The following is a 12,718-nucleotide window of genomic DNA, read 5'->3' on the forward strand; positions in this document are numbered from 1 at the left end:
AGAAGCGCCATTCAGTGCTGAATTGAAAAAGGTGTTCCGTGCCTTTAGGATCGGGGGCTGGCATGGATTGCCTTTTCCTGTGATAGGAAAGGGGGTTACGTTTATCTTCCGTCCTGATGCCTAGCCTGCCGTTCCAGCCGGACCGGGGCAACAGGGAAAGGCCCTGCTAAGAGAGTGTTCATGAAGATTGTCTGTCCTTCCTGCGGTGCGGCATATCAGGTTCCCGAAGCTCTTCTGGCTAAAAGGCATACGCTCAAATGTTCCGCCTGCGGGGTGAAGTGGCGGCTGACCCCGCCTGATGCACCAGAAGATGCATCAGCGGGCATGACCGCCTCCACGCCAGAACCCGGTGCAGTCTCCGCCCCCGAAGTCACGACGTCTCCCGTTGAGGACGTGCCAGCAAAGCCTCAGCTTCTATCGGTAGCAGTGCAAAGCGCATCGGATATACCTGAACACGCTCCGGAGCAGGCGGATAACAAGATAGAGCAGGCAGCGCTGACCCCAGCGGAAGCCGGGGATGCGCCGGTTGAACCGCAGGAGCCGGTTTTGCCCGTAACCGTGCCAGCTCCCTTGGAGGCCGGGACTGCCGGGACGGAGGGTAACGCCAGCGCACGCGTGGCTGTTCCCGCCCAATCTGCTCAACAGGTGGATGTTTCCCTTGCATCCTCCCCCGTTCAGCCTGAAAGCCAGCCAGAGCCAGAGCCAGAGCCAGAGCCAGAGCCAGAGCCAGAGCCAGAGCCAGAGCCAGAGCCAGAGCCAGAGCCAGAGCCAGAGCGAGAGGTTCCGGTTGTTGTCGCATCCGTAGCGCCGGTTTTGGTTCCGGCCCTATCTGCCGCGCCGCCGGTAGTCCTGCCCGCACAGACAGTCTCCACGGCAGAGGAGCCTGCGCCGACAGCCCCGGTGGTGCAGAGTGCCGAAAAACCGGTTTCTACTGCGTCAGGCGCGGTTCAGGCACCGGGCAGGATGTCGGTACACGCGGCGGCAGAGCAGAAAGAGGGAGCACCACTGGCAGCCCATATTGCGCGCCCGGCCTACAAGCCTGGCTCCGGCGTGGTTATGCAAATGGTACAGGAGGCTGTGGCCAACTGGTCCGGGCGGCTGGCACGCATGGATATGCGTACCCTGCTGCAAAGCGAAATGTTCTGGCGCAGGGCCTGGATTGTCAGCTTTGTGCTGGCTGCGCTGGTTGTGTCGGGTGTCTGGCACTGGTGGGCGGCAATTGTGGACGCATGGCCTGCCGCGGCCCGGCTCCACCAGCCGGGCTAACATCATTTTATACCCCGCAGGCTGTGCGGGGCAGGTGGTGGTTAAGAGGAAGCCTAGAGTTTGCGGCCTACCAGCATGGCAAGAGTTGCGCCTGCTGCGGCCACGGCCATAAGTCCCAGCCCATCGCAGATCAGCCCGCTGGGGGTCAGCTCATGCCCGGCAAGGATAATCTGTTCGGGAATGGCATTGGTAATACTGGCAATGGCGTCATGCGCCTGGGGGTCGGCCGATGCGGTGGTGCGGGTCAGGGTTTTGACCAGCGCTGGCAGCGCTGCCCATGCAGCTCCGGCAATAAGCAGGAGAGGGGCAAACAGTTCAGCCATCTGCTGGACAAAATAGAAGACAAAATAACAGGCCGCCCCTACGACCGTACGCAGCACCCGCAGCCCGGCGGCGGCCGATGTGTTCTGGCGAGAGGACATGGCAAGAGGTTGCTGGGAAGCGGGTAAAGATGTGCGCGTGTCCATAAACCTGTGTTCCTTCAGGTAATCCGAGGCGGAAAAGTCGGTCAAGCTGCCAGCGGGGCAGGCTGCTCAAGTAAAGAGTGGCCTTTATACCGTTCTTGTGTGTGTCTTGCCACCATGCTTGCAAGAGGGCAGATGCAGGTGCCATTGGTGGTAACGCATTCGAGAGCAGACGGTGGATGTTTTTGTTTGGTATGGGTCTAAAATCAGATTTAAGCGCAAAAAGGATGGGCCTAAGCGTCCAGCTATAGGCAGAATTTATGGATTTCCCTTCCTGTACCATCCTGTTCGCGGGTGTAAATGCAACATGCGAGCAACAGTTGGTGGCCGAACTGGACAAACGCGGTCTGGGCGTGCGTGTGGTTGCGGATGGCCGCGCGGTTTTTGCCGGGTTTGATACCGAACTTCCAAGCCTTCTGGTGGTACAGGATCATCTGCCTGATATGTCAGCCGCACAGCTATGCCAGCGTTTGCGGCTGACATCGGTCACGCGGAGTATACCTGTGGTGGTGCTGGTGGATGCACATGACGCCGAACAGGAGCGGGAAATTCTGGAACGTGGGGCGGATGCCTGTTTTTGCGCCGCGGATGACCCGGTTTTTCTGATTTTTCGCATATGCGCGCTCCTGCGCGACTTTGGGGATGAAACCGCCGAGCGCGAAGGTGCTGTATTCCGTCAGCCGCGTGTATCGGTTGTGACCGCGCCGGGGGGTATTTTATGGGCCTGGCCTGATGGGGCGAGTGTTGGCAAAACGCCCCGCCTTGTCAAAATGCTTCGCCAGAATGGTGAGGACGCAACGCTGGTGGAAGACCCGGACAGGCTGGAGTTGTCCAATGTCAGTGCCGGGCGTATCCAGCCTGACTGCATTGTGGTGGACCTGAGCTGCCCGGCTTTTAATGGCCTCGCACTGGCACAGACAGTTGCCGCCTTCCGGCGCAGGAGCCGCCAGTGCACCCGTGTGCTGGGGGTGGTCGAACACGGCCAGCTGACAGCGGAAAAAATACGGCTGGCGTTTCACGCCGGTGTGGATGACCTGACGGACTCGGACATAGCCCCCGCGTTGCTGGTTGCGCGCATAAGCAGCCTTGTGCGGCGCAAAACATTGCAAGATGAAGTCCGACGGGAGGAAGCCCACATAGAAAGTGCCCGTGCCCGTATGGCTCTGGCCGATGCCCTGCGCCGCGTTAATGCAGATCTGGCAGCAGCTAACCGTAAGTTGATTGATGCTCAGGTCAAGCTGGTGCAGTCGGCCAAAATGGCGTCTCTGGGGGAGCTTGCCGCAGGGATTGCGCATGAGTTCAATAACCCGCTGGCCTTTGTTCTGGCGCATGAAAACACGGTCAAGCGCAGCATGGCGCAGGCTTTGCTGGCTGTAAGGCAGAACGATATTGGCGTGGCGGAAGCCGCTCTGACCAAAGGAGCCGAGCGTCTGGCCTCCTCTCTTGTCGGGTTATCAAGGTTGCGGGAGCTGGTGGCCAGCCTGCGGCGCTTTTCCCGTCTGGAGGAGGGTGAGTTCCGGCGTCTGGACGTGCCTGAGGCCATTGCTATGGTGCTGACACTTCTGGCCCCCAAACTTGGTCAGGAAATCTCGGTGGAATGCCGCCTGGAGGCTCCGCCGGAACTGGTCTGCCAGGCCGCGCTGGTTAATCAGGTGGTTATGAACATTGTCAGCAATGCAGCCGATGCCATTCTGGAAAAGCGCGAAACGGCGCGCAAACAGGGAGGGACTGCACCAATCAGAGGCAAGGACCAGATTCTGATCGCCTCTTTTCTGGAAAAGGCGGAGGCCAGAGGGGCCGAAAATTATGTGTTGCAGATATCGGATACAGGGCCAGGAGTGCCGCAGGAATTGCAGGAACGCGTTTTTGAACCGTTTTTTACAACAAAACCTGTAGGCTCGGGGACCGGGTTAGGTCTGGCAACGGCATATGGGGTTGTGCAGGCTCACGGCGGGAGTATTGTTATAACAAACTCGGGGGCCTTGGGTGGTGCCTGCTTTACCATTCGTGTGCCCTATAAAACAGGGGAGGAGAGGCGCGGTGAGCACGTTACATGAACCAACACAGCGCCCTTTTGTGCTCGTTGTGGATGACGAGCCCGAAATTCTGGTTGCACTGTCTGATCTGCTGGAAAGTGCCTACACGGTCCTGACCGCTTCCTCGGGGGAGGAGGGGCTTGAGCGTCTGCGCCATAACCCCGGCGTTGCTGTTATTGTTTCCGACCAGCGCATGCCGGGCATGACGGGCGACGTTTTTTTGGCCCATGCGCGTAACCTCTCTGCTGCGGGGGCTATCCTGCTCACGGGGTATGCGGATATTTCCGCCGTGGAAGCTGCGCTTAACCGGGGCCAGATTTCCTTTTTTGCTTACAAGCCATGGGATGATGAAACCCTGCTGTCCATGGTCGGGCAGGCGGCCGCGCGGTATTTTCTGGAAAAAGAGCTGGAGTGCGAACGCCTGCTTCTGCGTGGGCTTCTGGACAATCTGCCCTTTGGTCTGGCGGTCAAGGATCAGGCTGGCTGCTTTGTGCGGCTTAACCAGCAGATGGCAAGCCAGTTGGGCCACACGGTTGCGCAGTGCATTGGCCAGCGCGAAGAGGATCTGGTGGATGGCCCACGGCTGGAAAGCCTGAAGGAAGCACAGGGTCAACTGGCCCAGACGGGGCGTGACCAGCAGGTGCTCCAGCTACCAGCACAGGATGGCCCCGCCCGCTGGCATGACCTGACGCGCGTAAGGCTGGATAGTCTGCGTAACACCCCTGTACAGTCCTCCATGCTCTCCGACTATTCCATTCTGATCGACCGGGATGTGAGTGAGCTTTTAAGTCTGGAACAGCGGCTGCGGCAGGCGCAGAAAATGCAGGCTATTGGCACGCTGGCCGGTGGTATTGCGCATGATTTCAATAACCTGCTCACGGCCATTCAGGGGTCTTTGGAACTGGTGCAGGATCTGGAGCCTCCAAGGGAGGCTTCGGTCGTCCGGCTGTATGAGAACGCCATGGAAGCAGCCCGGCGTGGTGCGGTGCTAACCCGCAAGCTGCTGGACTTCAGCCGCCCAAGGCATCTGGTCTGCCAGCGGGTGGATATGCATGACGTGCTGGAAAATCTTCAGACCTTCATGAAGCAGGGGAAGGTGCCAGAGGAAATCCGTGGCGCGCTGGATGCGTCCCGGCTGGAAGGTATGAGTCGCTTTAGCAGTGTACGCTTCAATATTCCCGAAGAGCCCCTGCCTCCGGTCTGGACAGATGCCGTCCAGCTTGAACTGGCTGTGTTCAGCCTGTGTGTGAATGCGCTGGATGCCCAGTCGGAAGGGGGAGAAACCTGCGTTTCCGTCCGTCAGGTTGCGCGCCTGCTGGGGCGGCATGTGGGGCGCGAGCATGCGGGCGCATGGGTGGTCGTGCAGGTGACTGACCGTGGCATTGGCATGACGGAGGATATACGCGCCCGTATTTTTGACCCGTTCTTTACGACCAAAGGCACAGGGCAGGGGCAGGGGCTTGGCCTGTCCATGATCTATGGCTTTATCAGCCATTGCGGGGGGGAAGTGCGGGTGGATAGCGCTCCGGGGGGCGGTACGTCCGTTGAGCTATGGTTCCCAGCTATGGATCAGGAGATGGCGGCAGCCATTCCCGCCGTGCCCGCCAACACGGTGCAGACCATAGCCGCCGCCCTGCCAGCAAGCGGGGCAGGCAGCACCATTCTGGTGGTGGATGATGAACCGGGCGTGCGTGCGGTAACCAGCGGCTTTTTGCGTCGTGCGGGGTATGATGTCATGGAAGCGGCAGGTGGCGCTGAAGCTGTGGAAAAAGTGCAGTCCATTCCCGGCATTGCCCTTGTGGTCATGGATGTGATGATGCCGGGCATGAACGGCGGCGAGGCCGCACGGCGTATCCACGATGTTCGTGCGGATCTGCCGGTCCTGTTTGTAACAGGCTATGCGGATTTTGGCGTGCTGCCAGAAGGGGTTGCCGTTTTGCACAAGCCTTACACGCGGGATGCGTTGCTGGGAGATGTAAGGGCTATGCTGGTCGCATAGCCCACCCCCTTGTGTCCTGCGCCAGAACGCCTATTTCTTGGTGTTATGGATAGTTTTCATTCTGCTTCGTCTTCGCATGATCCCGTCGGCTGGCACGGGACCACCATTCTTTGTGTGCGCCGTGGCGCGCAGGTTGCCATGGCCGGTGATGGCCAGGTGACACTGGGCAGCACCGTGATCAAGGGCAACGCCCGCAAGGTTCGGCGTATTGGCCCTTCTGGTACCATTCTGGCAGGGTTTGCCGGTGCTACGGCAGATGCCTTTACCCTGCTGGAGCGGCTGGAAGCCAAGCTGGAGCGCTACCCCAACCAGTTGGAGCGCGCCTGCGTGGAACTGGCAAAGGACTGGCGCACGGACCGCTACCTGCGCAGGCTGGAGGCCATGATGGCCGTGGCCGATGCCGAGCACTCCTTTACCCTGACCGGCAATGGCGATGTGCTTGAACCAGAGGATGGTATTATTGCTATTGGTTCGGGTGGTAACTACGCCCTTTCGGCGGCACGGGCATTGCTGACGGTAGAAGGGCTGGGTGCGGAGGAAATTGTAACCCGTGCCATGAAGATTGCAGGTGATATCTGCGTCTATACCAATCACTCCGTGCGGATAGAAACGCTGGATGCCAAAACAGCGGGAGACAAAGCCTGATGCAAGCCCCCCATCTTTCCCCGCGTGATATTGTTGCCGAACTTGACCGCTATATTGTGGGGCAGGGCGATGCCAAGCGCGCGGTTGCCATTGCCATGCGCAATCGCTGGCGCAGGGCACAGCTGCCAGAGGCCATGCGTGAGGAGGTTGTCCCCAAAAACATCCTCATGATCGGTCCAACCGGCTGTGGTAAAACCGAAATCGCACGCAGGCTGGCCAAGCTGGCGCAGGCTCCTTTTCTTAAGGTGGAAGCTACCAAGTTTACCGAGGTCGGCTATGTTGGCCGGGACGTGGACAGTATTGTGCGCGATCTGGTGGATGCGGCCATTGTCATGCTCAAGGACCTGCGCCGCAAGGATGTGGAGGAGCAGGCAGCTCAGGCGGCGGATGAGCGGATTGTGACCGTACTGGCGGGGGAGGGCTCTTCGGCCGATACCAAAAGCAAGTTCCGGAGCATGCTGCGCAGCGGGCAGCTTGAGGATAAGGAAATTGACATCGCCATTACCGATCCAGCCCCCACAGGCCCGGCCGATATGCCGGGCATGGTGCCGGGGAGCGTGATCAACATTGGCGAGATGATGAAAGGCTTTATGAACCGCGCACCCAGGCAGAAAAAACTCAGGATTTCTGACGCCCGCAAACAGTTGCAGCGTGAGGAAGCCGAGCGCCTGCTGGAGAGTGATAGCCTGACGCGTGAAGCCGTGGCTCATGTGCAGAATAACGGCATTGTCTTTCTGGACGAGATCGACAAGGTGTGCGCCCGCTCGTCCGAGAGTGGGGTAAAGGGCGGCGATGTCTCGCGCGAGGGGGTGCAGCGCGACCTGCTTCCCCTTATTGAAGGCACGACCGTTTCCACCAAGCACGGACCGGTCAAAACCGATCATATCCTGTTTATTGCTTCTGGCGCGTTCCATCTTGCCAAACCATCCGACCTGCTGCCGGAATTGCAGGGGCGGCTGCCTATTCGCGTGGAACTGCAACCTCTCTCGCGCGATGATCTGCGGCGTATTCTGACCGACCCGGAACATTCCCTGCTCAAACAGTACACCGCCTTGATGAAAACCGAAGGCGTAAACATGACATTTGCCGATGATGCGGTAGATGCCCTGGCAGAGCTGGCCGCAGATATTAACGAGCGGGTGGAAAATATAGGCGCGCGCAGGCTTGCAACGGTGCTGGAAAAGCTGCTGGAAGATATTTCCTTCACTGCACCCGAGCGTGGGGGCGAAACTGTTGTTGTAGATGGTGCCATGGTACGTGACAAAGTGGCCCCACTGGCCCGCAAGGGCGATCTGAGCAGGTTTATTTTGTAATGGAAGCACCCTTTGTAACCCCGCAGGAAGACACTGCCGCAGAAGCGATCGCAGCCATAGCTGATGAGCTGGACGTGTTTGACGACTGGATGGAACGCTACCAGTACATCATAGAAATGGGGCGCAAGTTGCCGCCATTCCCGCATGAATGGTGTAATGATGCGCACCGCGTGCCCGGTTGCCAGAGTCAGGTCTGGCTGGAGGAAAAAGAGGCAGATGGCAGGCTCTATTTTGCGGGCCTGTCCGATGCCGCCATTGTCAGCGGGTTGGTGGCGCTCCTGCTGCGCGTGTATTCTGGCCGTACGCGGGAGGAAATTCAGGCAACAGATCCCGGCTTCCTGCGTGATCTGGGGTTGGTGCAGGCATTGTCCACCAATCGCGGTAACGGGGTTGAGGCCATGGCGCGCGCCATGCGCTCGGCTGCCGCCATATCTGCCTGATCAGGCTTTGTTGGTCTGTAACCCTCTGCACCTGTTGGTACAGGCAGGTTCAGGGATAATGGTGCGGACGGGTGTCAGTAATCTGTCCGTAACGGGCTTTTTCCGTTTTTGGATATCCCGGTTATGTTACCGGAAAGAGCGGCCCGGCCCCGGTGGATGGCCCCGTAGGTAATGTTGCGCTTCCCTTCGGTGATGTAAGGAATTTCTTCTCTGGTACCCAAACGCTCATTTGCATAAGTCTGCCATGTCATGGCCTGTACCTTGGTTGGTGCACAGGGGGCGATTTATGTGTGCGGGTACAAAAAAGCCGGTCCATCATGTGAGGGAACCGGCTTTTTTATGAAAGTGGGGAAAACCTGATGTCTCAGGCGTTCCCTTTCTCCTTCAGCGCTTTCAACACATCCGCCGGGCGGATGGGCAGGTGGCGCAGGCGCACACCCACTGCGTTGAAAATGGCGTTGCCCACGGCAGGTGCGATGGTTGTCACGCCCGGCTCACCCAGACCCATGGGTTTTTCCGTGCTGGGCAGGAACTCAACATCCATTTCCGGCACATCTGCAATACGCAGGGGGGTATAGGTGTTCAGGTTACGGTCGCGCACGTTGCCGTCCACAATTTCCGTTCCTTCAAACAGGGCCATGCTCAGCCCCCACAAAGCACCGCCCTCGGTCTGGGCTGCGGCTCCATCGGGGTCGATAATTGTCCCGGCATCCAGTACCAGCCAGATTTTCTGACAGGTTACAACGCCTGTCTTGCGGTCAACATGGACCTGCACGGCGCCAGCCGTCCATGTTGGCATGGCGCGTTCCTGCCCGAAGGTGGTGGCAATGCCAATGGCTGTATCCGCAGGCAGGGACACTTTGCCATAGCCGCATTTCTCCACCAGATGTTTGAGCACATTGGCCTGACGGCTGGCTCCGCCCACAGAGTTGGGGGCGCTGCCAGCGTTGCGGCCTTTGCTGTCCAGCAGGCTCAGGCGGTACTCCACCGGGTCAAGCTTACGGGCATGGGCGATTTCGTCCAGAAAGCTCTCATGCGCCCACGGGGTCCAGCCGGAACTGACCGAGCGCAGCCAGCCTGGGCGGAAGGTTTCGCCTGCCAGTTCATTGTCCAGCGCACGTACCAGCATGGGGCCTACATCGTACCAGTGATCGGCACCTGCAATGGCAAACTGGTCATAGGGCTTGCCATCGTCGCCTTTTTCCATGAACGCGCTGGCCATAACCCGGGTTGGCCAGCCCGCAGAGGCATGGTGCTGCCAGGCCGTAATCGCACCATCCTGCCCCAGCGCCGCGCGCACCGTCTGCACGGAAGGGGAGCGTATGGAATCAAACAGCGCATCATCCGAGCGGGTGAAGATCAGCTTGACCGGCTTGCCCCCGAGGGCTTTGGAAATAAGGGCCGCAGGTACCGCGTAGTCTCCGTTCAGGCGGCGGCCAAAGCCCCCGCCCAGCAGGTAGCTACGCATGACCACTTCGGTTTCCGGCACCTGTAGCGCCTTGGCAATAACGGGCAGGAACAGGGTCTGCCACTGGTTGCCGCAATGCACTTCCCACTTGCCGTCGTGCTGGCGGGCCAGTGCGTTTACGGGTTCAAGCTGGTAATGCAGCACGGAAGAGCAGGTGTAGGTCTGCTCGACTACTCTGGTGGCCTTGGCAAAGGCTTCGTCCACGCCGGGGTCGTTGAACACGCGGGAACCACCGGTCTTGTTGGCGATCTGCCTGCGACCGTAGTCCAGAATATCGTGCTCGGTTACGTTGGCGGTCTTGCCCGGGGTCCAGACAACCTTGAGCGCATCCGTTGCGCGGATGGCCGCAGGGTAGGAGGAGGCCAGAACTGCAACCCAGCCCGGTACGGTGTCCGAGGGGTCTTCGAGCACAATATGGCGGATATAGCCCTTGACCTTTTTGGCCTCGCTGTCATCCACCGAGACAACTTTGGAGCCATAGCGTGTGGGGGGCAGTTTGGGGCGGGCGTACACCATGCCATCAAGCTTGGCATCTATGCCATAAATGGCGGTGCCGTTGGTTTTGGATGGAATATCCAGCGCCTTGACATCCTTGCCAATCAGCCGCCGCTCGGATGCTGGTTTGAGTGGCAGTCTGGCCATTTCATCTGGCGTGTAGGTTCTGGTCGGGTGTGCGCGGCTGACAATATCGCCGTAGCTTATGGACCGGCTGCCAGCAAGAACCCGCCCATTGCGGGCAATACACGCAGCGGGGGAAACGCCCAGCAGCTTGGCGCCCTGTTCCACCATAACCGTGCGTGCAGCCGCCCCGGCCTGGCGGAACTGGTCCCACGTCATCCATACGGACCAGGAGCCACCGGTTACCATAAGACCCCATTTGGGGTCGGTATCCACATAGGTAATGCGGACCTTGTTCCAGTCGGCTTCCATTTCATCCGCAATAATGCGGGCAAGAGCTGTGCCAATATGCTGGCCCATTTCCGCGCGGATGATGTTCACATTCACCCAGCCGTCGGGGGCAATGGAGCACCAGATCGTGGGTTCAAAGGCGGTGGCTTCCTTCAGGGTTGCCGGTGCGTCCTGCGGGTAAACCTGTGCAGCCTTGCCCTGACGGGCAAATCCGAACAGAAAAGCGGAACCTGCGGCGGTGAGCAGAAAGCTGCGGCGCGAAGGCCCACGGCCCGCAGCCCGGTCCTGCTGTGCGGCAATACGTTCGAGCTTACCCATTGGATGCCTCCTCCTTGCGCAGGGCGGCCGCTGCTTTTTTAATAGCTTTGCGAATACGGACATAAGTCATGCAGCGGCACAGGCTGCCACCCATAACACCATCAATTTCCTCATCCGTGGGGTCCGGATAGTCCTTTAACAGACTGACTGCCTGCATGATCTGGCCAGACTGGCAGTACCCGCACTGGGGAACCTGAATATCCTTCCAGGCTTCCTGCACGGCATGTTTGCCATTGGGGTCCAGCCCTTCAATGGTGGTGACATCAGCCCCTTCCAGCGAACTGAGCGGGGTAATGCAGGAACGGGTCGCCCGGCCACCAACCAGAACGGTGCAGGCACCACACTGGCCTACGCCACAGCCAAATTTTGTGCCAGTCAGGTCCAGATCATCACGCAGCGCCCACAGCAGGGGGGTGTCGTCCGGCACATCGACAGAAACGTCACGGCCATTGAGTTTGAATTTTACCATCTCGTGCTCCGTGGTCCGTCTTAGTGCGATGAATTGACAGGAATGGTGGTAATGGTCTTGCGCACTGCGGCGGCTTTCTTTTCCAGGTCCGTCCACGGTGGCAAGGTGGTGCGGGTGCGGCGCAGGTAGGCGGCAATCCGCGCCATATCATGGTCGGACAGGGCGTTGTAGAAGCTGGGCATGGCTACACCGGACTGGCCTTCTTCTGCTGTCAGCCCATGCAGGATGACCTGGTAGAGGTTGGTGGGTTCATCCAGCCATAGCGCATTGTTCAGCGCCAGATCCGGGCGACCCAGCACGGGGGAGGGCGCTGCATTGTAATGGCAGGCTGCACATGCTCCCTGATAAAGCTTGGCGTCGGGGTCCACGCTTGGGCCGATCAGATCGGTTCTGGACTGTTCCATGGCACGGGCAAGGGCGGCCTTGTCGTGTTTTTCACGCTCGGCGGCGTGGTCCACATCGGCAAAATAATGTGCAATGGCGTGCACATCCTCCTCCGGCACGGTGGAGAGAAAGCGGTGCGGCACGGGGGACATGGGGCCACCGGCAGGGCCATGGAGCGGCGCCACCCCATAACGCAGGTACTGGAAAAGCTCGTTTTCCGTCCATGTGGTGGGGGTCGGATTGTGCTCGTTCAGCGGGGGGGCAATCCAGTTATCCACGACTGCGCCATCGTAAGGAGCGCTCTTTTTTTCCGCCCCCATGAAGTCACGCGGGGTATGGCACGCGCCGCAATGGGCGTTGCCTTCGGACAGGTAAGCCCCTCGGTTCCACAAGGCGTCATGCCGTGGGTCGGGTTTATATACGCCGGGGGTGAAGTACAGCAGCTTCCATCCCGCCTGAAGAATACGCAGGCTGAGCGGGAAAGGCAGTTCATTGGTGCGATGCGTCATGTGCACGGCAGGGCGTGTCATCAGATAGGCATACAGGTCAGAGACGTCCTGCTCGGTCATTTTGGTGAAATGATCAAACGGGAAGGCCGGAATAAGATGAACCCCCTTGCGGGAAACGCCAAGATGCATGGCGCGCTGGAAAGCTTCTTCCGACCAGTTGCCAATACCGGTTTCAGGGTCTGGTGTAATATTGGAAGAATAGATGGCACCAAAAGGTGTATCCATCTTGTAATCACCTGCCAGTTCCGGCCCGCCGCCCATGTCTGTGCGGGTATGGCACTCGGCGCAGTATCCTTCGGCAGCCACAATACGGCCCCGCGCGACCTGCTCGGCAGAAAAACTGCCGCGGTCAGGGAGGTCCACAGGTTCTATGGGGGGGTACCAGGCGTAATAAAGAAAACCCAGGCCACCCACGGCACCAATGGCGGCTGCTCCTGCTAAAAGACGTTTGATCACTCTAATCCCCACCTTATGTGTAAACGTCCCGTCTGGCGGGCA

At 59.4% G+C, this 12,718-nt stretch carries 10 protein-coding genes; 6 read left to right on the forward strand and 4 right to left on the reverse strand.

Going from position 1 to position 12,718, the window contains the following annotated elements:
- The first annotated feature begins 180 nt into the window (after positions 1-180).
- Positions 181-1,266 carry a zinc-ribbon domain-containing protein gene (locus PY793_RS01885; RefSeq protein ID WP_275176417.1) on the forward strand — a complete coding sequence of 362 codons (1,086 nt, stop codon included), beginning with the start codon at positions 181-183 and terminating at the stop codon, positions 1,264-1,266.
- Between the two features lie 53 nt (positions 1,267-1,319).
- Here the strand turns inward: PY793_RS01885 and PY793_RS01890 are convergent, their stop codons facing one another.
- On the reverse strand, positions 1,320-1,733 hold the full coding sequence (locus PY793_RS01890; protein ID WP_275176418.1) for a hypothetical protein: 414 nt from the start codon (positions 1,731-1,733) through the stop codon (positions 1,320-1,322).
- A 257-nt stretch (positions 1,734-1,990) separates the two neighbouring features.
- Between PY793_RS01890 and PY793_RS01895 the strand changes: the two genes are divergently transcribed.
- The 5 genes from PY793_RS01895 to PY793_RS01915 are packed head-to-tail and all read left to right on the forward strand — an operon-like array spanning position 1,991 to position 8,163.
- On the forward strand, positions 1,991-3,787 hold the full coding sequence (locus PY793_RS01895; RefSeq protein ID WP_275176419.1) for an ATP-binding protein: 1,797 nt from the start codon (positions 1,991-1,993) through the stop codon (positions 3,785-3,787).
- Entirely contained in the window at positions 3,771-5,765 is a 1,995-nt protein-coding gene (locus tag PY793_RS01900) for a response regulator (RefSeq protein ID WP_275176420.1), read from the forward strand. Before PY793_RS01895 ends, PY793_RS01900 begins: the two co-directional genes overlap by 17 nt.
- A gap of 45 nt (positions 5,766-5,810) precedes the next feature.
- Positions 5,811-6,410: an ATP-dependent protease subunit HslV gene (hslV, locus tag PY793_RS01905; RefSeq protein ID WP_086647195.1), complete on the forward strand. Its 600-nt coding sequence runs from the start codon at positions 5,811-5,813 to the stop codon at positions 6,408-6,410.
- On the forward strand, positions 6,410-7,723 hold the full coding sequence (gene hslU, locus PY793_RS01910; RefSeq protein ID WP_275176422.1) for an ATP-dependent protease ATPase subunit HslU: 1,314 nt from the start codon (positions 6,410-6,412) through the stop codon (positions 7,721-7,723). The genes hslV and hslU overlap by 1 nt, the downstream gene beginning before the upstream one ends.
- Positions 7,723-8,163 (forward strand): SufE family protein, encoded by a 441-nt coding sequence (locus tag PY793_RS01915; RefSeq protein ID WP_275176423.1) that lies wholly within the window; start codon positions 7,723-7,725, stop codon positions 8,161-8,163. The genes hslU and PY793_RS01915 overlap by 1 nt, the downstream gene beginning before the upstream one ends.
- A gap of 364 nt (positions 8,164-8,527) precedes the next feature.
- Here PY793_RS01915 and PY793_RS01920 read toward each other — a convergent pair whose 3' ends face one another.
- The 3 genes from PY793_RS01920 to PY793_RS01930 are packed head-to-tail and all read right to left on the reverse strand — an operon-like array spanning position 8,528 to position 12,676.
- Positions 8,528-10,858: a xanthine dehydrogenase family protein molybdopterin-binding subunit gene (locus PY793_RS01920; protein ID WP_275176424.1), complete on the reverse strand. Its 2,331-nt coding sequence runs from the start codon at positions 10,856-10,858 to the stop codon at positions 8,528-8,530.
- Positions 10,851-11,327, reverse strand: a complete 477-nt coding sequence (locus PY793_RS01925) for a (2Fe-2S)-binding protein (RefSeq protein ID WP_048853986.1) — start codon at positions 11,325-11,327, stop codon at positions 10,851-10,853. The genes PY793_RS01920 and PY793_RS01925 overlap by 8 nt, the downstream gene beginning before the upstream one ends.
- Before the next feature lie 20 nt (positions 11,328-11,347).
- The gene (locus PY793_RS01930; RefSeq protein WP_275176425.1) at positions 11,348-12,676 is read right to left on the reverse strand and encodes a c-type cytochrome; all 1,329 of its coding nucleotides are present in this window, start codon (positions 12,674-12,676) and stop codon (positions 11,348-11,350) included.
- Positions 12,677-12,718: the final 42 nt, after the last annotated feature.

The sequence above is a fragment of the Acetobacter fabarum genome, from assembly GCF_029069195.1.
Taxonomy (GTDB): Bacteria; Pseudomonadota; Alphaproteobacteria; order Acetobacterales; family Acetobacteraceae; genus Acetobacter; species Acetobacter fabarum_A.

Coding starts and splice junctions, on each gene's coding strand:
- PY793_RS01885 (WP_275176417.1), top strand. CDS start 181: ATGAAGATTGTCTGTCCTTCCTGCGGTGCGGCATATCAGGTTCCCGAA.
- PY793_RS01890 (WP_275176418.1), bottom strand. CDS start 1,733: ATGGACACGCGCACATCTTTACCCGCTTCCCAGCAACCTCTTGCCATG.
- PY793_RS01895 (WP_275176419.1), top strand. CDS start 1,991: ATGGATTTCCCTTCCTGTACCATCCTGTTCGCGGGTGTAAATGCAACA.
- hslV (WP_086647195.1), top strand. CDS start 5,811: ATGGATAGTTTTCATTCTGCTTCGTCTTCGCATGATCCCGTCGGCTGG.
- hslU (WP_275176422.1), top strand. CDS start 6,410: ATGCAAGCCCCCCATCTTTCCCCGCGTGATATTGTTGCCGAACTTGAC.
- PY793_RS01915 (WP_275176423.1), top strand. CDS start 7,723: ATGGAAGCACCCTTTGTAACCCCGCAGGAAGACACTGCCGCAGAAGCG.
- PY793_RS01920 (WP_275176424.1), bottom strand. CDS start 10,858: ATGGGTAAGCTCGAACGTATTGCCGCACAGCAGGACCGGGCTGCGGGC.
- PY793_RS01925 (WP_048853986.1), bottom strand. CDS start 11,327: ATGGTAAAATTCAAACTCAATGGCCGTGACGTTTCTGTCGATGTGCCG.